The organism is Rhizobium sp. BK418 (assembly GCF_004341105.1).
In the GTDB taxonomy this organism is placed as follows: domain Bacteria; phylum Pseudomonadota; class Alphaproteobacteria; order Rhizobiales; family Rhizobiaceae; genus Rhizobium.
Genome location: NZ_SLZK01000010.1, coordinates 97,824 through 124,735, shown reverse-complemented (window position 1 = coordinate 124,735; position 26,912 = coordinate 97,824). Strand labels below are relative to the sequence as shown.

The following is a 26,912-nucleotide window of genomic DNA, read 5'->3' as shown; positions in this document are numbered from 1 at the left end:
TCCCATGAGATCGCGCTTTCGATCTACTAACATAAATGCGAGTTGGCGCAGCCAACACATTTGAACATCATCCCGGCCGTTCCGAAGGAGCGGATCCGAAGGGCGCAATTATACGTCGCTGATGCGACGCTTTGCCGTTTGGGCCCCGCCGGCCTGCCGCTCCCGATGAACCTGTTGATTTCGTTAGCAACCGTGAAGGAATTCCGCCGTGGCCGTCCCTCACTTCTCCGTCGGCGTCGTCGCCCGCGGCTGCGGCCGCAGCGCGGTTCTGTCGGCAGCTTACCGGCACTGCGCCAAGATGAACTTCGAGCGGGAAGCGCGCTCGGTCGACTATCGCGCCAAGCGGGGACTGCTTCACGAAGAGTTTGTCATCCCGCCCAACGCGCCTGATTGGCTGCGTTCGTTAATCGCCGACCGCTCGGTCTCCGGTGCATCCGAGGCCTTTTGGAACAAGGTGGAGGCTTTCGAAAAGCGGTCGGACGCGCAGCTCGCCAAAGACGTAACCATCGCGCTGCCCCTGGAGCTGAGCGCCCAGCAGAACATCGAACTCATGAGGGATTTCATCGAACGACACATCACCTCGAAAGGCATGATTGCCGATTGGGTCTATCACGATGCCCCCGGCAATCCTCATGTCCACCTTATGACCAGCTTGCGCCCCCTGACCGAGGTCGGTTTCGGGGCCAAGAAGGTCGCGGTTGTTGGCGCGGACGGCACTCCGATTCGCAACGATGCCGGCAAGATCATCTACGAACTCTGGGCCGGTGGCCTCGACGACTTCAAGGCGTTCCGCGATGGGTGGTTCGCCTGCCAGAACCACCATCTGACCCTTGCCGGTGTCGACCTTCGCGTCGATGGGCGATCGTTTGAAAAGCGAGGGATCGAGCTGGAACCGACCATCCACCTCGGCGTCGGTACCAAAGCCATCGAGCGGAAGTCGGCGAATGCACGGGAGGCTAGTTCACTTAAGCGGCTCGAAGAGCAGCAGGCGCGAAGGGCCGAGAACGCAAGGCGGATAGAACGAAGTCCCGAGCTCGTCCTCGACCTGATCACGCGCGAGAAAAGCGTCTTCGACGAACGCGACATCGCCAAGATCCTTTACCGCTACGTCGACGATCCTGCTCTCTTCCAGAATCTGATGGTTCGGATTCTCCTGTGCCCCGAGATCTTGCGTCTCGAGCGGGAGCGGATCGAGCTAGCCACCGGGCAGAGCGTTCCCGCCAAATATGCGACCCGCGACATGATCATGCTCGAAGCGAAGATGGCCAATCGTGCCATCTGGCTTTCGCAGCGATCGTCGCATGGTGTGCGCGCAGCAGTGTTGCAGGCAACGCTTGCGCGTCATCTGCGCTTGTCGGACGAGCAGAAAGCGGCGATCGAACATATTGCAGGGCCTGAGCGTATCGCCGCCGTGATCGGCCGCGCCGGCGCCGGCAAAACGACAATGATGAAAGCGGCATGCGAGGCCTGGGAAGCGGCCGGCTACCGGGTTGTCGGCGCGGCACTCGCCGGTAAGGCAGCCGAGGGCCTGGAGAAGGAAGCAGGCATTGCCTCGCGCACCCTGGCGTCCTGGGAACTGCGCTGGAACCAAGGGCGTAACCGGCTCGACAGCGAGACGGTCTTCGTGCTCGACGAAGCCGGCATGGTGTCGTCGCGGCAGATGGCGCTGTTTGTCGAAACAGTAACCAGGGCCGGTGCCAAACTCGTTCTCATCGGCGATCCCGAACAGCTTCAGCCGATCGAAGCCGGGGCTGCCTTTCGAGCGATCGCCGACCGCATCGGCTATGCGGAACTCGAAACCATCTACCGCCAACGCCAGCAATGGATGCGTGACGCTTCGCTTGATCTTGCGGGCGGCAGGACCGGCAAGGCCCTCAACGCCTACCGTGCCAACGGCAAGGTGATTGGTTCCGACCTGAAGGCGGATGCCGTCGACAATCTGATCGCCGACTGGGACCGCGACTACGATCCCGCAACGACGTCGCTGATCCTCGCTCATCTGCGTCGCGACGTTCGCATGCTGAACCAAATGGCCCGCAGCAGACTGATCGAGCGCGGGGTTATCGGCAAAGGATCCGTGTTCAAGACGGCTGAGGGCGATCGCAATTTCGCGACCGGCGACCAGATCGTCTTCCTCAGGAACGAGAGCTCGCTCGGCGTCAAGAACGGCATGCTGGCGAGGGTCGTTGAGGCCACACCCGGCCGCATCGTTGCGGAGATCGGTGACGGCGAGCGGCGCCGTCACGTCGTGGTCGAGCAGCGCTTCTACGCCGACATCGACCATGGCTATGCTACGACGATCCACAAGAGCCAGGGGGCCACCGTCGATCAGGTCAAGGTGCTGGCCTCGCTCTCGCTCGATCGGCACTTGATCTATGTGGCCATGACCCGTCACCGCCAGGATCTCAACGTCTATTACGGCCGCCGGTCCTTCGCCAAGGCCGGCGGGCTGGTGGCGGTTCTTTCGCGCAGGAACGCAAAGGAAACGACCCTCGACTATGCCGATGGCCCCTTCTATCGCCAGGCGCTTCGCTTCGCCGAGGCTCGCGGTCTCCATCTCGTCAACGTCGCCCGAACCCTGGTTCGCGATCGGTTCGAATGGACGGTTCGCCAGAAGCAGTTGCTCAAGGATCTGGCGAGCCGCCTGGCGGAAATTGCAGCAAGGATCGGCCTCTCGGTCAGTCCGCGCCAAACCAGTCGTGCCGATCCACTCGAGGAGGCAAAGCCGATGGTATCCGGCATCACGACCTTCCCCAGTTCCGTCGGCCAATCGGTAAAAGACAAGCTCTCGTCCGATCCGGGTCTGAAGCGTCAATGGCAGAATATTTCGATCCGGTTCCAGCTTGTCTACGCCCACCCAGAGGCCGCGTTCAAGGCCGTCGATGTCGACGCCATGCTCAAGGACAGGGCGAGCGCGACAACCACACTGTCCAAACTGGCAATCGAGCCTGAAACCTTCGGCGCGATCCGGGGAAGAACGGGCATTCTTGCCAGTAAGACCGACAAGCAGAACCGGGAGGCCGCCCTGCGCAACGTGCCCGCCCTCGCCCGCAATCTCGAACGCTTCCTTGAAATGCGCGCGGAGGCAGAGCGCAAATATCAGCGGCTGGAGCGCGCAGCCAGATTGAAGGTTTCCATTGACATCCCTGCGCTGTCGCCGAATGCCAAGACGGTGCTTGAGCGGGCGCGCGACGCGATCGACAGGAATGATCTTCGCGCTGGTCTGGCATATGCCTGTTCAGACCGACAGGTGAAGGCCGAGCTCGAGGCTTTCGCCGAAGCCGTCGCCGAGCGGTTCGGCGAACGCACCTTCATCGGTATCGCGGCGAAGGACGCGAATGGCGAGACCTTCCAGTCGGTGACGGCGGGAATGAGCCCGGCTCAGAAGGCCGAGGTCAAAGCAGCGTGGAATGCGATGCGGACGGCACAGCAACTTGCGGTCCACGAACGCAGCGCCGCCGCGATGAAGCGGGCAGAGTCGCTCCGTCAGGCGAAGAGCCAGGGGCTTTCCTGAAATGACGATCATCGGCGCTCGAGGACCTTCACGCCGCCAGGCTTTTCGCGTCGGCCCCACGGCTGTCGCGATCGCGGCGGTGCTTGCATCGGCGATCCTTGCCGGCGGACTTGCGGGATATCGCGTCAACCTGACGCCAAGCGAACCGTTGGGGATTTGGCACATTCAACCGCTGAGACGGGCGGCCGCCGTCGGCGATATCGTCTTCATCTGCCCGCCCCTCAGCGCGACCATGCAGATAGCCCGGCAGCGCGGTTATCTTCGTTCCGGATTGTGCCGCGGCGGCTATGCGCCCTTGATCAAGACGATCGTCGCGACCGCAGGCCAACATATTCACATCGATCGCTCGGTCACAATCGATGGTGTTGTCCTGCCGCATTCGGCCCTGTCGCCCGAGGACGGGCAAGGCCGACCAATCATGGTGGCAATTTCCGACAGCAAGGTCGGCAGGGGCGAAGTCTTCCTTCATTCCTCACTCCCAGGCTCGTTCGACTCCCGATATTTCGGACCTGTGCCCGCATCGGGAATCCTTGGTCTGGCCGAGGAGGTGCTGACTTATGCGCCCTGACCGGATTAAGATCGGTATCCTGATCTTTGCTGCAGCGGCAGTCGGTTGGGCTGGATGGAACGGCAATGTGCTTCTTCTTCCCTTGTCCGTAGCGTTCCCGGCGCTCTGGTCCCTGGCCAATAGCCGCAGGACTGCAGCTGCCGTTTCCGCCGCATATTTCCTGTCGGCTTCGCGCGGCCTCCCGCAGGGTGTCGTCCAATTCTATGCGTCGGATATTCTGCCTGGCCTGCTGTTATGGCTTTCGGCGTCCAGTGTCTTCGTTTTTGTGCACACCGTTTTCTGGTCGAGGCACGGCCGGTTGCCACTCCGCTATCTCGCCGCAGCAGGGCTCATGGCGGTGCCGCCGTTCGGCATTCTCGGATGGGCACATCCGCTGACCGCTGCCGGTGTCCTTTTTCCAGGATGGCGTTGGCTTGGTCTTGTGGCGATGACAGTCGGCCTGGCGGGTCTGACGACATCCCGCCGGCCGGCTGCAGCCGTTGCCGTGGCAGGCGCCTGGCTCTGGTCCGCCGCATCTGGAACAGGATCGACGCTACCACCGGCCTGGCACGCTGTCGATCTTCATCTGGGTGCGTCCCTGGGGCGGACAAGCGATCTGGCGAGGCACCGTGACCTGGCCGCAACGGTTCAGGCGATTGCGGGAATGCCGGGCGACGTCGTTGTCCTTCCAGAGAGCTCATTCGGGTTTTGGACGATCACGGTGCAACGCTTCTGGCAACGTCAACTGATCGGGACAGGAGTGACAGTCGTCGCTGGCGCCGCGGTTGCCGGCGAGGATGGCTACGACAATGTCCTGGTTGCAATCTCCGAGAGCGAGAGCTCGGTCATCTATCGCGAGAGGATGCCGGTGCCGGGGTCGATGTGGCAACCGTGGCAGCGCCTGCTCGGCGGACGTGGCGGCGCCAGAGCCCATTTCTTTGCCAATCCTGTCGTTGGCGTTGCCGGAGCGCGAGCAGCGCCGCTGATCTGTTACGAGCAACTGATCGTCTGGCCGATCCTGCAGTCGATGCTTCACGACCCGGACCTCATCATCGCGATCGGAAACGGCTGGTGGACATCGGGGACGTCGATTGTCCCCATCCAACGTGCGAGTGCCATCGCCTGGGCGCGGCTGTTCGCCAAGCCCATCGTTCTTTCCTTCAACACGTGACAAACGGAGCCTTGATGCTCGATCCTGCATTGATAGACCAATGTGCCGATCCTTCGCTGAAGCCCGCGATCGTCGAGCAATTCGTAGAGGCGGCGGGTTCCAGCGACCCCCTCGCCCTCGCCGTTCAGTCGGGAGGGCGTCTTATCCTGGTCCCAACGCCGAAATCGCCGGATGAGGCTTTGGGGATCGTGCGCGAATATGCCGGGAAGGCGATCGTGCGAGTCGGGATCACCCAATTCCCCGCTGGAGTGGGTGCAAAAGACGCCACCGAGCTGAAACCGGATCTGGTGGAGCCGTGTGGCAACCTCCGCATAGGCACCGCAATGTTTGCCAAGGTCCTGCGGATCGTCAGCAAATGGTACGGCAATCCGAAAAGCGATGAGGCTTTTGCGCAGATCTTCGAAGACGCCATTCATGCCTGGAGGACTGCCAGGTTCGAAGGCTTGAATGTGTTCCGGGCAGAGGATCCCGGGGGCGCGCTTGACGCGCAGCCGAACAATGTTGTTCCGAGCGAAACCGCAGCGACGTCCGATCAACCAAGCGAGCCGTCCGTGCCGTCTCAAGCGAAGGCGAAGGCGCAGGACGCCGGTATCCGGATCGATCTTTCGAGAATTGGGAGTAACTAGGCGATCGCCGCAGGATTGCCGACCCACACCGGCTGCAGCCGCATCTATGTCGATACCAAGAATTCGCACCTGCTGTCGTCGACAACGATATCGAACACATCACGCTGCCGGTCACGGAACGGCGAAAGCGCGCCCGTCCGCAGCCGGCGATGACCGACCGAATGTTCAGTTTCGAACCGGCTAGTCTTAGACTGAGCCATCAAGAGGTCACGTCCGGCACCCGACGGTTGGCCATCGTAGCACTGGCGGTGGCAAGCGGCATCGCGGTAACATCGACCCTGTGTGCTTCCATTGGAATCCAGCCTCTAACCTGCCTCAGCCTGTCACGTTCGATTCTGGCGCTGAGAACTCCCGGCCTGTCGTCCGCTCGTGCCAGGATTTGTCCCCATGGGTCGCAGATCATGGAGTTTCCGAACATGTGCCGTTCCTCCCCGCCAGGTGTCTTGTAGGAACCGCATTGCCCGCATGCGACCATGAAAGCCTGGAATTCGATTGCGCGTGCCCGGCATAAGACTTCCCAATGATATTTTCCGGTCTGCGCCGTGAAGGCTGCCGGCAGGACGAAGACATCCGCCTTTTCGCTGGCCAGGCGATCGAAAAGACGCGAGAAGCGCAGGTCGTAGCAGATACAGCAGGCTATCCTGAAGCCGCCGATCTCATAGATCAGCAGCTGATTGCCGGGTGCGACCGTCTCTGACTCGGCGTAGCGTTTTCCATCCGGAGCAATGATGTCGAAGAGGTGGATCTTCCGATAGGCACCGATTTGGGTCCCATTGGCGTTGAAGACGACACTTGTATTGAAGATCCGGTCGTGGCCGGGAACGCTTTCAAGGATGCTGCCGGCATGGATGGCGACACCATGCTCGGCGGCAAAGCGTTGCACCATGTTATAGGCTCGGCCGCCGGGAATGAGATCGGCGGCCGCCTGCTTTTCGGCTGCCGTACCACCCGTCCAGTCGAAATGTTCCGGCAGCACGATGAGGTCCGGCCTTTCGTTTCGGACCGCCTTCAACATCAGCCGGCTGGCTTCGGCAAGATTATAGGCCCGATCCGGGCGGGCATTCATCTGAATAAGCGAGATTTTCATGCAAGGTCCTCTTGCTCGAACAGGAATATGGATTTACCGGCAGTGAGATGCGCCCGCAGCGCAGCCGAGCGCTGCTGGCGTGCGATCGCCATTTCCGCAAGGACGCGCATGCGCTCGGTCTCGGCGGCAAAGACGCCTTCGCTATCGGCCAGAACGGCATAACCCGGCAGAATTGCTGCCCCGCCGCAGGCGATCGGAACATTGATCGATCCGCCGATCGAAAAGATCCGGTTTGTCGTCCGCGACGACACGCCTCGGCACCAGACCGGAAGGCCGACCGCGACAATCTCCTCGACATCGGTGCATGGCCCGTCGATGACGATGCCGCCTGCCCCCTTCGCCTTGGCGGCTGCGGCAACACCGCCCCCTACACATGCCACATCGTCGCGGTCGACACGGGAGATGACCAGCATGTCCCCCGGCTTCAGCATGTCGATCGCCCTGTAGATGATGACACCGTCGCGGCCTGGCGCCGCGACGGTCAAGGCCGGTCCGAAGGCCCGGCAGGGAAAGACGGGACGGACATTGTCGCCGACAAAGCCCAGATGCTCGACATGCCCGATCGTTGCGGTTTCGACCGCTGGGAGCATGTCAATGAGATCCGGGGGTAGGCTGAGCTGGCGTTCATAAGCCCAGTAGAAGGGTGTCATGTCACGGTCTTTCCTGAAACGAGATCAGATCGGGCGTTCGCCGGAGGTTGTCGTCCGGTGCATGATGCGGATCGATGCCGGGTCGAAGGAGTCGCGCCGATGCATCGTGCACCGGTTGTCCCACATCATGATGTCGCCTTCATCCCAGCGTTGGACGAAGATCTCCTGGTCCCTCGTCGTGTGATCCCAGAGTTCGGCAAGCAGCGCATTGCTCTCGTCGAGCGGCATGCCGACGACCCATGCGCCATCGGAGGTGCCGCCGAGATAGAGCGCCTTGCGGCCGGTTTCGCCATGGGTGCGTACCAGCGGATGGACGATGCCGCCCCACTCGCGGAAATCCTTGCTCGCAGGCTCCGTCTTGCCGAGCCGCAGCTTGCCTGTCTTGTCGTAGACGTTCTGGAAGAAGATCTGGCGACCGTCGACCAGGTTTTTCAGCGCCGCCGGCAAGGTTTCATATGCCATATAGGTTGATAGGAAATAGGTATCGCCGCCTGTGGGCGGCACCTTGACGGCACGTAGAATGGCGCCAGCCGGTGGCTTTTCGTAAAACCATGTATCGGTATGCCAGGTCGCTTCGCTGTTGCCCATGGCACCGGTAGGCTTGCCGTCTTGCGTTGCGTTGCTGATGACGAGAATTTCCGGATGGGTGGGATGGCCTCCCTCCTGCAGCTGTTTCGGATGGATGACGAACTCGCCGAAATGGCGCGAGAAGGCCACCTGGTCCGCATCGGAGATCCGGGTTTGCTTGAAGCGGAGAACGCCATATTGCAGCCAGTATTGACGCAGTTCCTCGATATCGCGCGCATCATAGTTGTTGAAATCAAACCCCTCGATGTCGGCGCAGACATTGCTCTCGGCCTGTACCGCCTTCAGTCTTTCCTTCAGCATTTTCAATCTCCTTCTGTGGTCCCCTTGTCGGGCCGATGCGATGCTACGTCCGCCGGAGTTCCGAACTCCAATAGCGATCATCGCGCATTGATAGCGGTAGTCGATCGATCCCGTTCAGGCCGAAAGCGGCCGGACGTCAGACGGATCAACAGCGAGCGTCACGGGTCTGCCAGGCGTGAGCGCATGTCCGGGTGCGAGGGATGGGTGGTGCAGGATCAACCGGTGCCCGCCACCGATGATCGCCTCGAGCTCCGCATAGGCTCCGAAGTCGGTCACGCGGCGCAAGGTCGCTTCAAGCCGGTTCATCCCGGGCGGAACCTCGTCCACCCCGGCAAGCTTGACGCTCTGTGGTCGCACGGAGCAGAAGCTGATCGGGCCTGGCGCGTTCGAGCCGCCGGACGTCAGGATCGTGGGACCGCCCTCGATCGACAGTTTGACGCCCGACCCCGAGCGTGAGCATCCCGAAATCGGCAGGATGTTCGACCGCCCGATGAAATCGGCCACGAATCGTGATGCCGGCTGGCGATAGATGTCCCCGGGTGTGCCTTGCTGAACGATGACGCCACGATCCATGACGACGATTCGATCGGACATGGCCATGGCTTCTTCCTGGTCGTGTGTGACGTACACGAACGTCATGCCGAGTGTCTCGTGGATTTCCTTGAGCTCGGCGCGCATGGACTCGCGCAATTTCAGATCGAGATTGGAGAGCGGCTCGTCGAGGAGCAGGAGCGAGGGCCGCGGGGCGATGGCCCGGGCAAGCGCGACACGCTGCTGCTGGCCGCCGGAGAGTTCCTTCGGATAGCGCTGATCGAAACCCTCCAGATGCACGCTTCGCAGTGCCTTCTCCACGCTCGCACTGATCTCCGCGCGCCGCGCGCCTCGCACGCGAAGGCCGAAACCGACGTTTTCGGCAACCGTCATGTGAGGGAAGAGCGCGTAGTTCTGAAACACCAGCCCGAGGTTGCGCTTCTCGGGCGGCACGTTCAGCTGGCTGCGGCCGCGGATGCGGACGTCGCCCCGGCTCGGCGTGTTGAAACCTGCGATCATGTTCAGGGTCGTCGTCTTGCCGCAGCCGGACGGACCAAGGATGCTGACGAACTCGCCTGCAGGGATCTGCAGATTGATGTCCCTGACGGCGAGATGAGGACCGAAGGACTTTGCGACCGACAGGAGTTCGATATCGAATTCGCTCATTTGCTTCCTCCATGGAGCTGCGCGGAAAAACCGCCGAGTTTTTCGAAAGCCAGGATCACAACCAGGATGAAGATCATCGAAGCGACATTGACCGCCGCCATGACCGGGTCGAGGCTGTATTCGAGGTGATTGATGACGGCGATCGGCAGGGTCGTGTCGCCCGGGCGGACCAGAAAGACCGACAGCGGAATGTTGTTGAACGAAATGATAAAGGCGAAAGTCACGCCGGACAGCACGCCCGGCTTGATGAGCGGCAGCACGACATAGAGCGTCCGCTGACGTTTGCTGGCGCCGAGGATCTGGGCGGCGCGGTCGAGGTTCTCATCGAAATTCGCAAGGGCGCCGGCCGCCATTCGCATGACGAAAGGCAGAGCCAGCACGACATGCGCGGCGATCAGAGCCGGCATCCCAAGCATGGTCTGCAGGCCGATGATCGACAGGAAAAGCACGATCGCCACGCCCTTGACGATCTGCGGGACCGAAAGCGGCGACAAGAGCGCCGCCATGATGACGCTCGAGCCTGGAATCCGTTCATGGACAAGGGCAAAGGCAGCAAGCGTCCCGACAACGCCGCTGATCGCCGCCACGATCACCGCGAGCTTGACGCTCAACAGGAAGGGTTCGACCCACCGTTCCTCGAAAAGCCCGCCGTACCAGATAGCTGTCCATTCCCATGGCCGGAACGTCACGGCCGAGGTCGGGCTGACGGAGGCCGCGATGACGACGAGGAGTGGCAGCGCGATGAAAGCCAGGACGAGAGCGAGCGCCGACCAGAAGCCAATTGCAATCATTTTCGTCATCTTACGTCTCCCGCCCAGGACGATTTTTTCACCTTGAGACGCGCCTCCCACCGAATTCCGATGATTGAGACCACGAGCATCATGGCAAGCAGGGCGATCGCCATGACGCTCGAGAAGGGCCAGTCGACGTAAAACAGCACCTGTTCGGAGATCATCGTCGCCAGCACCTTGAAGCGTGCGCCGCCGAGAAGGGCCGGCGTTGCATAGGCGCTCGCCGCCATGGTGAAGCTGATCAACAGTGAACTGACGATGCCCGGCACGGAGAGCGGAACGACGACGTGGCGGATGACGGCCGCTCTGGAGGCTCCGAGCATCTGGGCGGCACGTTCAAGGTTGACGTCGATCCCCTGGATGCTCGTCATCAACGACAATATGCCGAAGGGCAGCACGACATGCGTCAGTCCGACGACGACTGCAAACAGGTTCTTTGAGAGGGGAAGAGGCGTCGAGATGATGCCGAGATGAATGAGCGCATCATTGATGAAGCCGCGATCTTCCAGGATGATCAGCCAGCCATAGGTGCGCAGCACCACGCCGGCAAGCTCGGGCGCCAAGGCAAGCGCGAAGACGACGGTGCGCCAGCGTGACTGTGACCGGGCGAGGAAATAGGCCACGGGATAGCCAAGAAGCGTGACGGCAACGGCGACCACGGACGACATGACCGCGGTGCGGACAAAACCGGCAAGCGACAAGCCGTCGAGGAAGAAGCGTTCGTAATTTCCAAATGTCGGCGTGAGCGTTCGGCTGTCGAGAAAACTCATGCCAATCATCATGCCCATTGGGAGGGCGAAGAAGATCAGCAGCAGCAGGAAGGACGGCGCAAGCAACATCGGTGCCGACGTTCGCACGGCAAGTCGCCCGGAAACGGCCGGGGCAGTAGCGGTAAGCGTTGTCATGGACACTCCTCAACGCGCCTGCGAGACGACGTCCCGGTCCCATCGTTCCCCCCATTCCGGAAGCTTGTCGCCGAGCTTGGTCAGATCGGGCAACTTGAGCGAACTGAGATCCTCTTGCGACGTGACCTGTCGGCGGCGAAGGGCTTCGGGGATCTCGAGGTCGGCGCGAGCGCTTCCGACCTTGTAACCGGCTACCCAGGCTTCCTGGCTGGCCTTTTCCAGGAAGAAATTGATGAAGGATCTCGCCGCCGCCTTGTGCTCGGCGCCAACGGGGATGTTGAGCGTCGCAATCAGCGGGATGGTTCCCTCCCTCGGCCGCACGTAGTCGACGGGCAGACCCTCGTCGACCAGGAGCTGAGCGCGACCGTTCCAGAAGGGCATCGCCCAGACCGTACCGTCCTTGATGTAGCTTTCGAGGATGGCGGAGGATTGTTCGAAGCCGATCGATTGCTTGGCCAGGCGCGCCATGGCGGCAAAACCGGGGTCGATATTGTCGATCAGCCCGCCACCTTCGGTGACCGACATCATTTCCAGCAGATAGACGGCCATGACGTTCTGGAAGGTCGGCAGGACCACCTTGCCGGCAAGATCCGGCCGGAGCAGATCCTTCCAAGAGCTCGGCGCTAAGGCAAGCTTGTCGGTCCTGTAGAGGAGCGACATGTACTGGACCTCGTGGACCGCGCCGCAGGAGCCCGCAACCTCCTGAAGGCTCGTCGTCAGGGAAGCGAGGTTCGGGATCGAAGCGACGTCCAGCCTGTCGAGCAGGCCGTCGCGGCAGCCTTGAAGCGATTGCGAGGCTGTCATGACGACGACGTCGAAGCCCGGCCGCCCCTTCGTCGCCTTTATCTTGGCATAGTCCTGCGCGGCGGAGCCGACCGCGTCGTAGATGACGTCGATTCCAGTCTTGCGTTCGAAAGGCTCGATGATGGCCTGCCGAATGATTGTCTCGTAGGGTCCGCCATAGCTGTTGACGACAAGCGTTTCCCCATGCGCGAGCTGCGGCAGACACAGGGCAAAGGCTGCATACAGAATGGAAGGTGGCTGGAATGGTCGCACGTTGGTTTCTCCCGGTTGATATTGTTCCCGGAAAAATGGTGCCGACGCCGACTTCATAGGTCTAATAACAATCAACTCGCATTCATGCCTCGATGCTATGAATCGAGGCGAGCGAGCGGCAACACCAATTGAGCCACCGCGAGCGCAGCCGTCTGGGAAAAATCACCCAGACGAAAACCCAGTTCCAATCTTTAAGACATCGTGCCTATGATGCGCCTCTTAATTGCATTTCCTTGATTGGGATTGAAGACCATGGACTGGAATGCGGCCTCTGCGATTGCTCCGATCGGGTTCGTTCTGCGAAACCGGTCGACGCAAAGGATCGTGCGCACGCTCGGAGATGCGGCCTACGTCCTGATCAAGGAATGGCCGATAGACGACGGCGAGGAATACGTCACCGCTGTGAAAGCCTGCGTAGACGCGATCAGCGGAAATATCGAGATCGAAGAGTTTCGGCATGCGCTGCTGCGTGCCGCCAGGGAGGCCGATATCGTGACCTTCAGCGTCGTTGCGTTCGACGCTGCCAGCGGCAAGACTGCTGAACTGCACAGCTGAGGCATGGCGCCGGAATTCGAGGCCGGCCCATTCCTTCGATCTCTAGTGCCTAGCGCTCCAGGCCGTTCGACGAAGTGGAGCCCCTTGCGCCCTGACACAGGCAATTCGCCCCCTATCCCGATTGGCCCACTGCCTGTTACGGCATCAGATCACCATCTCAAATCTCCGTGCGACGAAGCAGGTAGTCCAGACCGCCGACGCGGAACCACTTATACGCATAGCCTTCGAGATAAAGGCGGTGGAGACCCGCCTCGTCTGCTCGGCTGTCGGAGCCGTCCGCAATGTCGACAAGCAATTGGCTCCCCTCCCCCGGGCCCGGATCGATCCGCACCTCGATTGGACTTTCGTTGAGATTGTGAACGATCAGAACGGCGTTGTTGCGCCAGTCATACCGGATGGCGAGCACACCGTCTTCCTCAACATCGAGAACGCGGAAGTCTCCCCAGCCGATCTCAGGCGCCTCCTTGCGCATCCTGATGAGCCGCTCCATCCAATTCAGCATCGAATCCGGATTTCTGCGCTGATCAGCGACATTGATATGCTGAAATCCGTAAGCGCCGTCGGAAATGACCGGCAGCACGGGCGCGTCGCTCTTGGTGAAACCGGCTTGCGGCTCGGTCGACCACTGCATCGGTGTACGCGCACAATTTCGTTCCGGCAATGAAAGATCCTCTCCCATGCCGATCTCGTCGCCGTAGCGCAGCACGGGCGTGCCCGGAAGGGAGAACATCAGCGAATAGGCCATGCGCATGCGGTCACGGTTGCCACCGAGCATCGGCGAGAAGCGGCGCCGGATGCCGCGGTCATAAAGCTGCATATCCTTATCGGGGCCGAAGGCGGCGAAAACCATGTTGCGTTGCGCCTCGCTCAATCGGCCAAGATCGAGTTCGTCGTGGTTCCTCAGGAAGTGGCCCCACTGGGCGGTCGGCGGTCGCGTCCGGGTCGCCTCAAGCGCCTTAGCAAGCGGTGCGCAATCGCCGCTTGCAAGGGCGTAGAAGAGCGTCTGGTTGACCTGGAAATTGAACATCATGTGCATCCTGTCACCGTCCTCGCCGAAATAGTTCATATCCGTTTTCGGCAGGACGTTGGCTTCGGCCAGGATGATCGCGTCGCCCTGGCGCCATTGCAGGAATTCACGAAAGGTCCGCAGCATGTCGTATTGTTCTACCGGTTTGTCTATGTCGGCACCCTTCCTTGCGATCACGAAGGGAACGGCGTCCATCCGGAAGCCGGAGACGCCGAGCTGGATCCAGAAGCCCATGATTTTCAGGATCTCTGCCTGCACATGCGGGTTGGCGGTGTTGAGATCGGGCTGAAAATCGTAAAAGCGGTGGAAATAATATTTCCCAGAGACCTTGTCGCGGGACCAGGTGGTCTTCTGGACACCGGGAAAGACCATTCCCTGGCTGGCATTTTCGGGCTTTTCCTTCGACCAGACATACCAGTCGCGATAAGGCGAATTCTCGTCCTTGCGCGCCTCCTGAAACCAGGGATGTTCATCGGAGGTGTGGTTGACGACGAGGTCGATCATGACCCTGATGCCGCGCTGTTTTGCGCCATGCGTGAACTCGACGAAGTCGCCGAGCGTCCCGTAGCGCGGATCGACGTTATAATAGTCCGAGACATCGTAGCCGTCGTCCTTGCCGGGCGACGTCTGGAACGGCATGAGCCAGATCGCCGTGATGCCGAGACCTGCAAGATAGTCGAGACGGCGTGCAAGACCCTGGAAGTCGCCGATCCCGTCACCATTGGCATCCATGAAGGTTTCGACCGACAGGCAGTAGACGACGGCATTCTTGTACCAGAGATCGTTGATCATCGGATCCCTCCTTGTTGGACAAGGCAATGGCCTATGCCGTTGATTGTTCCGCAGCCGCTCCACCCTCCAGTCGGTCTCCGCAGAAACGACAGGCGTGAAAACGGCGCCGGAGGCCAATGGTCACGTGACGGCTGGATCGCGAATAAGACGCCGCCAATTGATTCCAAACGTACTAATTCTTGACATCCAATGGCGTGCCATCCGACAGTACCGCTTCGTCAGATCATGAGGGTTGGATGGGCCTGACCAGCGGCTTCACAATTGTCGGCAGGGCCGCCATCGCCGCAGTTGTCTGCCTGTTTACCGCGTTGTGTCTCGTCCTGGCAGTCTGGCTGCATTCGAGCTATTCGGCGGCGGTCAAAAGTGGTGAGCAACAGGTTGTTGCAACCGCCAAAATCGTCGCGGCCAACGCTGTCTGGATCAATTCTCTCGCGCGTCAGACCCTTTTTCGAATGGACGATGCCTTCGGGGCGGCAATTGGCCCGGATAACGGTGAACGCCTGAGGCGGCTGAACATTGCGACGGCAGAGCTGCCAAGCACAGCGACAGCCTATGTCCTGGCTTCCGACGGCTCGCTTATCTATTCGACAGACCGTGAGAGCACGCCAGCCGACATCGTCGATCGGACCTATTTCCAGCGGCTGGCCAATGGAGCGGAAGCCTACACGTCGGCGATGACCGAGATGGCCAACACCGGAAGGCGCGTCTTCCTGTCGGCCGCACGCATCGAGCGCGACCGTAAGTTCTTAGGGGTCGCCGTTCTAGCCTTCGATGTCGGGATGTTGCGTTCGATCTGGGACGCGTCGCCGCTTGGACCGGGTTCGACCGTCAGCATCTTTCGGCGAGATGGCAAACTGATCGCGCGCCATCCCGAACCAAAGGAAATGGTCGATCTCGGAAACTACGTGCTGTTTACCGACTATATGCGCAAGGCCACTACCGGAACCTATACTTCAGTCTCGCCTGTCGACCAGGTGCGGCGTCTGGTGGCCTATCGCATTGTCGAGCGGACGCCATTCGTGGCGATCGCCTCCGCCGAGACTTCGCTATTCTGAAACCCTTCTGGACGGATGTTGCAATCGTGGCACTCATCACTACGGTCGCCCTTGCTGCAAGCCTGGCCGTCGGATGGAATATCCTGAGCCTGGCACGGGCCGACGCCCATCACATGGCCGAACTGGCAGAAGCCCTGCGCACCAATCAGATTCTGATGCGTGAAATTCACCACCGCGTGAAGAACAACCTGCAGACCGTCATGGCACTCGTGCGCCTGCAGGGCCTCAGGCCGGAAACGGTCCAGAAGTTGAATGACCGGATTCAGGCCATGTCCGCCGTTCATGAGCAGATGTACGGCTTCGATCAGTTCAGCAGCGTCAATGCCCGCCAGCTCGTTCCGAGCCTCGCGCGTACGCTGGTTGGGCTCAACGATCGCCCCATCGACCTGGCGTTCGAACTCGACGATATCGAGATCGATGCGGAGAAGGCGACGCCTTTTGCGCTTCTGCTCAACGAACTGCTGACGAACAGCATAAAATACGCCTTCGCCGATCGATCTCAGGGGCAGATCCGCGTCCGGCTTTTGCGACAGCCGAACGATGTCGTGCTGTTCGAATTTGCCGATGACGGCATCGGATATGATCCGACCGCGACAAAGGCGGGCATGGGCAGCCGGCTGATCAAAGCCTTCGTCACCGAGCTGAGCGGGACCTTCACGATCGAGCGCATGAATGGCACCCTATTTAGGGCGCAGTTGGCGTTGACGCGCTGAAGTCGGTCTGTCCGGCAGCGCCTTGGCGCCAGCCGCTGTACGCCTGCTCCCAAATTGCGCTGAGGTGTCTTTCGTAAAGCCGGATAATCGCGAACTGAGCAATGACGAAGCTGCCGCAGGTCGCACGTCTGGCGAAGGGTGATGTGAAATTCGATGCGCCCTCCTGCCCGCGGCGCCTGTGCTACGAGCCGTCACGATCATAATGGCAAGGCGTCCTTGAACCGCACGACGGCTGCCAATAGTCCAGCATCATCGACGATCTCGAAGGACTGGCCGTCGAGTTCGCGGCCCGACCGCAACCGCTCGGCCATGAGTTCGCGGGCGTCGGCCTTGGCCTCCTCGATGGCAGCCGCTAGGCTCGCGCAGTCGCTTCCCTCCTGGTCCAGGATCAAATCCTCGCCGTCACGTATGTGGAAAAAATACCGCATGCTTCACCGTCTGATTGTCTCTTGGATCTCGGCGCCGCTCATGCCGGTTTGTGACTGATCGCGCGGCTCCCGATAAGCCGCTCGAATTCCTGTTCGGGAACTCCATAGGACCCGGCGGCAAAGGCCTCGAGCCCCTCGCGGTCACGGATGACGACGGAGCCGCGCAGGGAGCGGATCAGACGATGCCCTTCCAGGATATGAAGGGCCGTCGTCACACCCGGGCGCCTGGCGCCGAGCATCAGGGCGATATATTCATGCGTGATGCACATCTCGTCGCTGCGAAGGCGATCGTGGCACATCAGAATCCAACGGGCGAGCCGCTGCTCGAGCAGATAGCGAATATTGGCAAGCGCGGTGTAGGCGACCTGCGTGGCAAAGACATGCATGTATTTGATGAGCGGGACCTGGAAGGAAGAGCTCTCCATCGTCGCCTGCCGCATTGCCTCGATCGGCACCCGATACCCCCACCCGGCGATGTTCATTTCGACGATATAGGGAACGACATTGTCGCCGATGATGGTGGCGGTCGGCACGAAGCCTTCCCAGCCGAACATTCCGGCCTCCGCAATCTGGCCGGTGGAAGAGACCGTCATGACCGCTCCGATCCCGCTTTCGGGAAAATAGACGTGCTCGAGCCTTTCGCGCGGTTTGGCGATCTGGAACTGAGCGGGAAGATCGACCCGCTCGAGATATGGTGCAAGCAGCGCAAAATCACGTAGATCGAGCGCGGTCAGCATGCGGTTCGATATTTGTCCCTGGTTCGGCGCCATCCGTGTCTCCCGAGTTGCCTGCAGCGCGAGCGACGATCCGCAGGCACCAACCCTGGCAACAGTATCGAATGAACTGTCGCCCGGGCTTCTGGTTCCAGAGCCCGTTCGCCGGCCACGCCAGCGTCTGTGCTTTAAGCCGCCGCTGTGCGCCATCGGCGGCCATGGGGATCTTCGGATCTCAAGCGCGGAGAGAGAGCGAGCCCTGCCGGCACCGGGTGAGCCGTCTGGGCTCGATCGCTCGGCGAGGGCTCACGCGGGCAAACTGTCCTCACGGACGAAAACCATCGTCGACATAGGCGGAAGGTCGAGTAGAAGCGATTGGGCGCGGCCATGGGCAACGATACTCTCGCTGCCGCGATCTCCACCGCCCGCGCCAGTGCCCCCATAGATCGATGCATCGGTGTTGAGGATCTGCCGCCAGTGGCCCGGCAAGGGAACGCCCACCCGGTAACTGTGACGCGGGACCGGCGTGAAGTTCGAAATGACGAGAGCGACGGACCGGCGTTCGCGATCATAGCGCAGCATGGCGAGCACGGAATTTTCCGCGTCGTCGGCGACAGCCCATTCAAACCCGGACGGTTCGCTGTCGCCATAGTGCAGGCAGGCGAAATGGCGGTAGATGCGGTTGAGGTCGCGCATCAGTCGCTGCAGGCCAAAATGAAGCGGATCATCAAGGAGATCCCATTCCACCGAGCCGTCGTGGCTCCATTCCGTCTTTTGACCGATCTCACAGCCCATGAAGAGGAGCTTCCTGCCCGGATGGCCCCACATGAAGCCAAAAAGGGCGCGTAGATTGGCCATCTTCTGCCAGGCGTCTCCCGGCATCTTGGCAAATATCGATCCCTTTCCATGCACAACCTCGTCATGCGAGAACGGCAGAATGAAGTGCTCGCTGTAAGCATAGATCATGCCGAAGGTCATCGAACCATGGTGGTATTTGCGATAGACCGGGTCGTCGGACATGTAATGAAGCGTGTCGTGCATCCACCCCATATTCCATTTCATGTCGAATCCCAGCCCACCGTCATGCGGTGACCTGGTAATGTTGGGAAAGGCAGTCGATTCCTCGGCGATCATCAGCGCATGCGGAAACCGTTCATGAACGATGCTGTTGAGATGCTTGAAGAACTCGATGGCTTCGAGGTTTTCGCGACCGCCGTAGCGGTTCGGGATCCATTCGCCCGCCGCCCGGCTATAGTCGCGGTAAAGCATCGATGCGACCGCATCGACGCGTAACCCGTCGACATGATAGTGCTCGAGCCACTCAAGGGCGCTGGCGATCAGGAAGCCTTTGACCTCGTTGCGACCGAGATTGTAGATCAATGTATTCCAATCCTGATGAAAACCCTCACGAGGGTCTTCGTGTTCATAGAGTGCTGTCCCGTCGAAACGCGCCAGACCCCAGACATCCGTCGGGAAATGCGCCGGCACCCAGTCGAGGATGACGCCGATCCCTGCGCCATGGCAGCGATCGACGAAATAGGCAAAATCCTCGGGCGTCCCATAGCGGCCGGTTGGCGCAAACAGGCCGAGCGGCTGGTAGCCCCAGGAGCCGCCGAAGGGATGCTCCATGATCGGTAGCAACTCGATGTGTGTGAAGCCCATGTCACGAACATAGGGTATGAGGCGCTGCGAGAGCTCGACCCAGTCGAGCGCGCGCGCGCCATCGCTCATGTCGCGCAGCCACGAACCGGCGTGCACCTCGTAGATGCTGATCGCCTCTGTCTGTTTGTCGGCGCTGCGGCGGGCGCTCAACCAGGCCGCATCGGTCCAGGCGAAGGGATCGGTGGAGGCGACCACCGATGCCGTCGACGGCGCCGGCTCCGCCGCTCTTGCAACCGGATCGGCCTTCTGGGCCAGCAGATTGCCGTACGGATCGAGGATCTCGAATTTGTAACGCTCGCCGACGGTCACTTGCGGAATGAATATTTCCCAGACACCTGCCTGTGGCCGAAGGCGCATGGGATGGCGCCGGCCGTCCCAGCTGTTGAAGTCGCCGACCACGGAAACGCGCCTTGCATTGGGCGCCCAGACAGCAAAGCGCACGCCGGCAACGTCGTCGATCGTCATCGGATTGGCCCCGAGCGCACGCGTCAGATTGTAATGAGTGCCTTCGGCAACGAGGTGGAGGTCGAGGTCGCCGAGCAATGGAGCGAATCTGTAGGGATCATCGGTGACCTGGATCGCGTCGGGCCAGTGCACCCGCAAGCGATAGGAGACCAGTTCCGGCAGCACGGTGCCGAACAGGCCGGCCGGATGGACGAGATCCGCAGAGGCGAGAAGACGGTCACTTTCGCTGGCGATCAAGTCGACGCCCGCCGCCCCCGGCAAAAAGACGCGGACAGCGTAGCGACCATCGCCGCATTGATGCGGGCCGAGGATGGAAAATGGATCACCATGGCGTCCCTCGGCAAGGGCCTGGATGGCATCCGACGCCACACCGAAGAAGATGTCGGCGAGGTCCGTCGTCATGAGCGGGTCTCCGAGAGGCGGGTCAGGATGTCGGCAAAGCCATTCAGCGGTATTGGTAGCCACTTCGGGCGATTGCGCGCCTCATAAGCGATTTCGTAAGCCGCCTTTTCCAAGAGGAAGACGTCGAGGATGCGTCTGACCTCAGCTTCCGAATTGGGCAGATCCGGCGAGGCCGAAAGCGCCTGTGCATAGGCCTGCATGAAGGCCTGTTCGGCGCTGGCTCCAAAGCGCGAAATGACCTCGCGCCGACGCGCGTCATGATGGTCTGAGATCGCATCGTTTTCGAGTGTCGCGGTCGCCGACAGGTAGTCGAGCGAGCGCAAAAGCCCGGCGACGTCCCGCAGCGGGCTTGTCTTTGCCCTTCGTTCGGCAAGATTGCGGGCCGGTTCACCCTCGAAATCGATGATGACGGCGTCCGCTTCCGTCACCAGAACCTGGCCAAGATGGAAATCGCCATGAGCGCGGGTGAGCAGCGTCCCTTTGGCTCCGTCCGCCAGCGCTGCGGCACGCTCAATGATGGCGCCCTGGCGCTTAAGGAGTGATCCGACTAAACCAACCACCCCATCATCGATCTCTGCACCGAGGTCGGTAAGCTTGGAGAAGGCGTAGGCAATTTCACCGGTGACGGATGTCCGGATGGCTTCAACGTCGGACCCGTCGGCCCGGCGCGGCGAAAAGGCTTCGTCATCCGTCGGCCGCGACAGGAGCACATGCAGCTCGCCGAGCCGCTCGCCGATCATTGCGACGAAACTGACAAGCGGTCGCAGCTGCTCGTCGGCCGTCTCGACGGCGGCTTCCGTCATGACGATCTCGTCGGCCACACGTCTGAGATTGGCAAGCATCCAGTTCCAAGCGTCGCCCTGGTTGCGGATCGCGCCCTGGGCGATGATCAGCGTGGATCGCCGCCCGTCGCTGTCGGTGCGGACGACCTCCCCCAGTAACGGAGCGGTATGTTCGTAGCCGTGCTCCGTCAGATAGCGGGTCATCTCCACCTCCGGATGAATGCCGACGAAGACATGTCGGATCAGCTTGATCATTGCCACGTCGCCGACAATGAGCGAACTGTTGGATTGCTCCGCCGATAGCCAGTGGATCGGCATGTCGTCAGACAATGCCAGGCGGTCGAGCTGGTCGGTGCCGATGAACGCGATCTGTCCCGTCCGCCCGCTGACAACGGACCGGTCGCGCAGGCCCCGCAGGATGGCGCGCGCCATCGTCTCGACAGCAAATCCATCCGTCAGGAAGCCGACACGCCGACCCTGCCGGATGCGCGCGAGCGATAGCTGCTGGCCGAGTACGTTGGGCGCGGTATCATCCCATTCGGCCGCAAGCGGCAACTGATAGCTCTCCACGTGATCGGGCAGCACGGCCTCAAGCTCGCCGAGCACCACGCCATCGGCGAAGGGAATAGGCGTGGCAGACACGAGCCGAGCCTCTTGAAGCGGCTGGTCCTTGGCACCGAACCAGCGCCGCTTGGACAGGTAGGCCGGCAGGATGTCGCGGCTGAGCATTGCTGCGTGCTGGGGCTGTTCGACAAGTTCCGTCAGGCTGCGCCGGATAACAACGGTGACGAAGTCGGCCAGCTGCTCGGGCGGCGCCGTGCGCCAGGCGGGGCCGTCCGCCTCGCTGTTGAGCTGAAACCAGAAGAAGCCGTAGGGCGGAAGCGTCAAGAGATAGGTCAGCTGGCCGATCGGCGGAAAGGGCGACATGCCGGTGAGTTCGATCGGGATGCGGCCTTCGAAAGCCGACAGATCGAGTTCGACGGCCTGGGGAAGGCGCGAGAGATTAGCAACGCACAGGATGACCTCGTCCTGATATTCGCGCAGATAGGCGAGGATCCGGCGGTTGCTCGGCGTCAGGAACCGCAACGACCCACGCCCGAAGGCGCTGTGACGGCGCCGCAGCGCCAGCATGCGCCGCGTCCAGTTCAACAGCGAATGAGCGTCGGCGACCTGTGCCTCGACGTTGAGGGCCTCGAAGCCGTAAAGGGGATCGGCGACAGGCGGCAGGACGAGGCGTGCCGGATCTGCGCGGGAGAAGCCGCCGTTGCGGTCGGGCGACCATTGCATCGGCGTGCGCACGCCATCCCGGTCGCCGAGATAGATATTGTCGCCCATGCCGATCTCGTCTCCATAATAGACGACGGGTGTACCGGGCATCGACAAGAGCAGCGCATTCATCAACTCTATCCGCCGCCGGTCGCGCTCCATGAGCGGCGCCAGCCGCCGACGGATTCCGAGATTGATCCGGGCCCGCTTGTCGGACGCATAGGTCTCCCAGAGATAATCCCGCTCGGCATCCGTCACCATTTCCAGCGTCAGCTCGTCATGGTTCCTCAGGAAGATCGCCCATTGACAGGTTTCCGGGATATCCGGCGTCTGTCGCATGATATCGGTGATCGGGAAGCGGTCTTCCTTGGCGATCGCCATGTACATGCGCGGCATCAAGGGGAAATGGAACGCCATGTGGCACTCATCCCCGTCACCGAAATATTCCCGCGTATCCTCCGGCCATTGATTGGCTTCGGCCAATAGCATGACGCCGGAATGGGTGGCGTCGAGGGCCGCACGGATCTGTTTGAGGACTGCATGAGTCTCGGGCAGGTTCTCGTTATTCGTGCCCTCACGCTCGACCAGATAGGGAATCGCATCGAGGCGGAAACCGTCAATGCCGGTTTCGAGCCAGAAGCGCATGACATCGATGAGCTCCTCCAACACCTTCGGATTGTCGAAGTTGAGGTCCGGCTGATGGGAATAGAAGCGATGCCAGTAATAGGCGCCGGCGACTGGGTCGAAGGTCCAGTTGGACTTTTCGGTGTCGAGGAAGATGATACGGGTCTCCGGGAATTTGTGGTCATTGTCCGACCACACATAGAAATCGCGCTCTGGGCTGCCGACTGGCGCTTGGCGGGCACGCTGGAACCAGGGATGCTGGTCGGAGGTGTGATTGATGACGAGTTCGATGATCACCCTGATGTGACGATCATGGGCGGCTTCGACGAACCGGCGGAAGTCGTCGAGCGTACCGTAGTCGGGGCTGACATTGCGATAATCGGCAATGTCGTAACCGTCGTCGCGTCGCGGCGAGGGAAAGAAGGGAAGAAGCCAGATGGCGTTGACGCCAAGAGCGGCGATATGGTCGAGCTTCTGATAGAGGCCTTCGAAATCGCCGATGCCATCCCCGTTTGCATCGTAGAAGGACTTGATGTGCAGCTGGTAGATGATCGCATCCTTGTACCAGAGCCCATCATCGGTGGTCGTCTTGTCGTGTTCTATGAAGGCTGTATCCATTTCAGGCCTCTCCTGCCCTGACCCGCCATATGGCGAAGGGCAAATGGGCCGGGTCCAGCCTGATCGTTTGCCACTTTCCGGTGCGCTTGAAATTCTGGCCGGTGACGAGGTCTTCGAGGGCAATCGCGCTCTCGTCGCGGAGTCCGAACTTCCAGAGCGGAAACTCGACGCTGCTCTCCTCGATCCCGTGGGGATTGAGATTGACGGCGATCAGCAGCACGTTGTGACGTCCGGCATCTGCCTTCTCGAAAAACATGACGTTGCTGTTGGAAGAGGGCAAAAGCGACAGGCCGAGATGCGAATGGAGTGCCGGGTTGTCCCTGCGGATGCGGTTGAGCATGGCGATTTCCGCCTTGATGTTGCCGGGCCGGTCGTAGTCCCAGGCGCGGATCTCGTATTTTTCGCTGTCGGCATATTCCTTGCGCTTGGCGTCTGGACGTCCCTCGCAAAGCTCGAACCCGTTGTAGACGCCCCAAAGGCCCGACAGCGTGGCCGCGAGCGCGGCGCGAATGACGTAAGCCGGCCGCGGCGCGTTCTGCAGGAAGTCCGGATTGATGTCGTGGGTATTGACGAAGAAATGCGGCCGGAAATACTCGCGCACCTCGCTTGCGGTCAGCTCGCGCATATATTGCTCGAGCTCCCACCTTTCGTTGCGCCAGGTGAAATACGTGTATGACTGCGAGAAGCCGATCTTGGCCAGCCGGTACATGACCTTCGGGCGTGTGAAGGCCTCAGATAGAAAGATCACGTCCGGGTGGCGCGCGCGAATGTCGCCGATCAGCCATTCCCAGAACGGAAAAGGCTTTGTGTGCGGATTGTCGACGCGAAACAGCCTGACGCCTTCGTCGACCCACATCTCGACGATATCGCGCAATTCCACCCACAGCGAGGGGATGGCATCGCGAGCGTAGAAATCAACGTTGACGATATCCTCGTATTTCTTCGGGGGATTCTCGGCGTAACGGATGGTGCCGTCGGGACGCCAGTCGAACCAGCCGGGATGTTCGCTCAGCCACGGATGGTCGGGCGAGGCCTGGATCGCCAGATCGAGGGCGATCTCAAGCCCGACCTTTTTCGCCTCATCGACCAGGTGTTCGAAATCATCGAATTCCCCGAGCTCGGGATGAATGGCCTCATGGCCACCTTCTTCCGAGCCAATGGCGTAGGGGCTGCCCGGATCATTGGGTGCGGCAACGAGAGAATTGTTGCGGCCCTTGCGGTTGGTGCGGCCGATCGGGTGGATCGGTGGAAAATAGAGAACGTCGAAGCCCATATCGCGAATGGCCGGCAGACGGGGGATTACGTCCTCGAAGGTGCCGTGACGATTGGGATCGCCGCTCTGCGATCGCGGAAAGATCTGGTACCAGCTCGCAAATCCGGCCTCGCGCCGCTCCGATTCAACACCGTAGACACCTGTGCGGCAGGCAAAGGGCCGCCTGTCGGCACGCCTCATCAGCTCGGCGGTGCGCGGTGCCAGCAGGATGTCAAGCTTTGCGGCGCCCTCCCCGCGCTCCAGTTCGCCGAGAAGCGCCTCAAGCTCGGTCCGCTCCTCGGGCGTCATCGTCGCCGCCGGTTCGGCCGCCGCGCTGCGAATCAACTCTTCTCCTTCGATCATTTCCAGTCTGAGGTCGAGGCGGGCTTCGTGTTTCTTGACGAGCTCGTAGCGGAAGATTGCAAATGGGTTCTTCCAGGCTTCCACGCAGAACTCGAAGCGGCCGACACGATCGAGAACGAAACTGCCCTTCCACCGATCGTTTTCGAAAAGGCCCATGCGCGCCTCGCCCCACCCGTCTTGTCCGCGCGGGCGGAAGAGAAGCGCTGCCGACAGAAGATCATGCCCGTCGGCAAAGATGTCGGCCTCGACGACGACCGTCTCGCCGACGATGCGCTTGATCGGGAAGCGACCGTCATCGACCGCCGGCGCGACCTTTTCGATCGCGATGCGCGGCGAGGACGTCGCCTGGACAAGCGGCAGGTCACCCTGTTCGGCCGTGATGGCGGCGCGCGCCTCGGTGAGGATCAAGCGGGCCTCGCCGGGCTTCAGGTGCAGTCCGGATGGCGCTATGTCCACGGGAACGAAAGGTGCGACGGCCCGATTGAGAATAGTCTCGGGAAGGATGGCGGGATGACGCAGGTCTCGATTGACGGCAATCAGCTGTACCGAGCGGGCGCTCCTGACGTCGGCCGCGTCGGCTTGTGAGATGACGGTAACCTGGCTCGCGATTTCGCGAGTGAGGAGCTGCTTTGCCCCATTGCTGCGGGCTGCCATGAGATCGCGCAACTCGCCGGTCATATCGAACGTGGCCTCGGCTCTCATCCTGCGCAGGCCTTCGCCATGTCCATGCGTCGCGTCGAGCGACAGCACCGCTCCGAATTCGAAACCAATCGGCACGAGAAGACCGTCACCGATCTCCACCGCCAGGCGCAGGGCGCGGCGCGACCGTCGCTCGCGGATCTCTCGGCTCTCCGTGCCATGCGCGAGCCGCTTGCCGAAGGGGGGCTCCGGAAAGGCTATCTGCGGTCCGAGCGAGCGCTGCAGCCGGTACTCGTCAAGGATCCAGCTCTCCCGCAGGTCCCACCAGGCAAGCGAAGTGAACGTGGCGTCGAGCCCGCAATCGCCCAGGCTTTTTCGAAGGGCAAAGTCCGTGCCGGGAGTATAGGCAAGAAAAACCGTTGACGGGTTTGCGGCTCTGGCAGCGGCAATCAGTTGCCGCCATTCGGCGATTTCCAGGACATCGAGGCCGACAAGGCGGTAGCCAGCGATTCCGGCGGCGGCGAAACGAGAAAGCCTCTTCTGCCAGGCGTCGGTAAGGCCGGGGGAGGCCGAGGCGGACGGGTCGCGAAATGGGATGAGCGGCGATCGCCGTGGGTCGAGAGACGCAAGCCTCTGATCGTTCCGTTCGGCCCCTGCGCTGATCGCGAGGTCCAGCATCAATTTGATCCCGCGGTCTTCGGCCTCGCGGGCCAGCATTGCAAGCGCCTCCTCGGCATTCCCGGAAAGGCTGAGGGCCGGATCCAAGCTGTCGTATTCCAGCGGCGAGAAGAGGCTTTCGGCTGTTCTTTGAAACGGTGGGGCCGACAGCACGGTATCAAAGCCAAGAGAGGCTGTGTGGTCGAACATCTCAACCCAGCGGTCTCTGCCGGACAGCAGAAGCGGGTTGACGTAATAGATCCGCGGAGATCGGGAGAAAGCGGTCGAAGAGATTGCTGTTGTCATCACTCGGTCTGTCTCCGCGCGTCAAGTCGCATGAACAGTCTTTGAAGATTGCCGAAGTGAACCTGCTGGCGCTTTACTTGTTCCACTCACCGCGACAGATGATGCACGCACCGGGACCAATCAGCTGGCCGAGCGCCTGGTCTTGTCAGATCCATGCGACA

At 61.2% G+C, this 26,912-nt stretch carries 20 protein-coding genes; 7 read left to right on the top strand and 13 right to left on the bottom strand.

All coding sequences use genetic code 11. From position 1 onward, the window contains the following. Positions 1–208 precede the first annotated feature (208 nt). From traA to EV281_RS28610, 4 genes are read left to right on the top strand one after another with little or no spacing between them, the layout of a single operon-like run. Positions 209–3,514, top strand: coding sequence for a Ti-type conjugative transfer relaxase TraA (gene traA / locus EV281_RS28625; protein ID WP_132658010.1), 3,306 nt, complete (start codon positions 209–211; stop codon positions 3,512–3,514). Position 3,515: 1 nt separating this feature from the next. After that, entirely contained in the window at positions 3,516–4,082 is a 567-nt protein-coding gene (gene traF / locus EV281_RS28620; RefSeq protein WP_132658008.1) for a conjugative transfer signal peptidase TraF, read from the top strand. Continuing rightward, complete coding sequence (locus tag EV281_RS28615) at positions 4,072–5,232, top strand: conjugal transfer protein TraB (RefSeq protein ID WP_132657998.1); 1,161 nt, start codon at positions 4,072–4,074, stop codon at positions 5,230–5,232. Before traF ends, EV281_RS28615 begins: the two co-directional genes overlap by 11 nt. 14 nt (positions 5,233–5,246) lie before the next feature. Then, positions 5,247–5,858, top strand: a complete 612-nt coding sequence (locus EV281_RS28610; protein WP_132657996.1) for a TraH family protein — start codon at positions 5,247–5,249, stop codon at positions 5,856–5,858. 199 nt (positions 5,859–6,057) lie between these two features. Here EV281_RS28610 and EV281_RS28605 read toward each other — a convergent pair whose 3' ends face one another. The 7 genes from EV281_RS28605 to EV281_RS28575 form a co-directional block, all read right to left on the bottom strand. Further along, positions 6,058–6,945, bottom strand: a complete 888-nt coding sequence (locus EV281_RS28605; RefSeq protein WP_132657994.1) for a carbon-nitrogen hydrolase family protein — start codon at positions 6,943–6,945, stop codon at positions 6,058–6,060. Further along, positions 6,942–7,595, bottom strand: a complete 654-nt coding sequence (locus tag EV281_RS28600; RefSeq protein WP_132657993.1) for an RraA family protein — start codon at positions 7,593–7,595, stop codon at positions 6,942–6,944. Before EV281_RS28600 ends, EV281_RS28605 begins: the two co-directional genes overlap by 4 nt. 24 nt (positions 7,596–7,619) lie before the next feature. Further along, complete coding sequence (locus tag EV281_RS28595; protein ID WP_132657991.1) at positions 7,620–8,483, bottom strand: TauD/TfdA family dioxygenase; 864 nt, start codon at positions 8,481–8,483, stop codon at positions 7,620–7,622. A 114-nt stretch (positions 8,484–8,597) separates the two neighbouring features. Then, positions 8,598–9,680, bottom strand: a complete 1,083-nt coding sequence (locus EV281_RS28590) for an ABC transporter ATP-binding protein (RefSeq protein ID WP_132657989.1) — start codon at positions 9,678–9,680, stop codon at positions 8,598–8,600. Further along, positions 9,677–10,480: an ABC transporter permease gene (locus EV281_RS28585; RefSeq protein WP_132657987.1), complete on the bottom strand. Its 804-nt coding sequence runs from the start codon at positions 10,478–10,480 to the stop codon at positions 9,677–9,679. Before EV281_RS28585 ends, EV281_RS28590 begins: the two co-directional genes overlap by 4 nt. Beyond that, positions 10,477–11,376, bottom strand: coding sequence for an ABC transporter permease (locus EV281_RS28580; protein WP_165911984.1), 900 nt, complete (start codon positions 11,374–11,376; stop codon positions 10,477–10,479). Before EV281_RS28580 ends, EV281_RS28585 begins: the two co-directional genes overlap by 4 nt. A gap of 9 nt (positions 11,377–11,385) precedes the next feature. Beyond that, complete coding sequence (locus EV281_RS28575) at positions 11,386–12,405, bottom strand: ABC transporter substrate-binding protein (RefSeq protein ID WP_245508396.1); 1,020 nt, start codon at positions 12,403–12,405, stop codon at positions 11,386–11,388. 279 nt (positions 12,406–12,684) lie between these two features. On the opposite strand from EV281_RS28575, the gene EV281_RS28570 reads away from it, so the two are divergent. Beyond that, a complete protein-coding gene (locus tag EV281_RS28570) occupies positions 12,685–12,987 on the top strand; it encodes a DUF982 domain-containing protein (protein WP_132657984.1) in 303 nt (100 codons plus the stop codon). Between the two features lie 157 nt (positions 12,988–13,144). On the opposite strand, the gene EV281_RS28565 is transcribed toward EV281_RS28570, so the two are convergent. After that, on the bottom strand, positions 13,145–14,806 hold the full coding sequence (locus EV281_RS28565; RefSeq protein WP_132657982.1) for an alpha-amylase family protein: 1,662 nt from the start codon (positions 14,804–14,806) through the stop codon (positions 13,145–13,147). A 236-nt stretch (positions 14,807–15,042) separates the two neighbouring features. On the opposite strand from EV281_RS28565, the gene EV281_RS31900 reads away from it, so the two are divergent. Next, on the top strand, positions 15,043–15,861 hold the full coding sequence (locus EV281_RS31900; protein ID WP_245508391.1) for a cache domain-containing protein: 819 nt from the start codon (positions 15,043–15,045) through the stop codon (positions 15,859–15,861). A gap of 26 nt (positions 15,862–15,887) precedes the next feature. Continuing rightward, positions 15,888–16,574, top strand: a complete 687-nt coding sequence (locus EV281_RS31895; RefSeq protein ID WP_245508390.1) for a sensor histidine kinase — start codon at positions 15,888–15,890, stop codon at positions 16,572–16,574. A 197-nt stretch (positions 16,575–16,771) separates the two neighbouring features. On the opposite strand, the gene EV281_RS28555 is transcribed toward EV281_RS31895, so the two are convergent. From EV281_RS28555 to EV281_RS28535, 5 genes are all read right to left on the bottom strand, one after another. Next, on the bottom strand, positions 16,772–17,002 hold the full coding sequence (locus EV281_RS28555) for a hypothetical protein (protein ID WP_132657980.1): 231 nt from the start codon (positions 17,000–17,002) through the stop codon (positions 16,772–16,774). A gap of 38 nt (positions 17,003–17,040) precedes the next feature. Then, a complete protein-coding gene (locus tag EV281_RS28550; protein WP_132657978.1) occupies positions 17,041–17,772 on the bottom strand; it encodes a Crp/Fnr family transcriptional regulator in 732 nt (243 codons plus the stop codon). A 249-nt stretch (positions 17,773–18,021) separates the two neighbouring features. After that, entirely contained in the window at positions 18,022–20,244 is a 2,223-nt protein-coding gene (glgB, locus tag EV281_RS28545; protein ID WP_132657977.1) for a 1,4-alpha-glucan branching protein GlgB, read from the bottom strand. Further along, a complete protein-coding gene (gene treS / locus EV281_RS28540) occupies positions 20,241–23,534 on the bottom strand; it encodes a maltose alpha-D-glucosyltransferase (protein WP_132657975.1) in 3,294 nt (1,097 codons plus the stop codon). Before treS ends, glgB begins: the two co-directional genes overlap by 4 nt. Position 23,535: 1 nt before the next feature. Continuing rightward, complete coding sequence (locus EV281_RS28535) at positions 23,536–26,751, bottom strand: maltotransferase domain-containing protein (RefSeq protein WP_132658064.1); 3,216 nt, start codon at positions 26,749–26,751, stop codon at positions 23,536–23,538. Positions 26,752–26,912 lie beyond the last annotated feature (161 nt).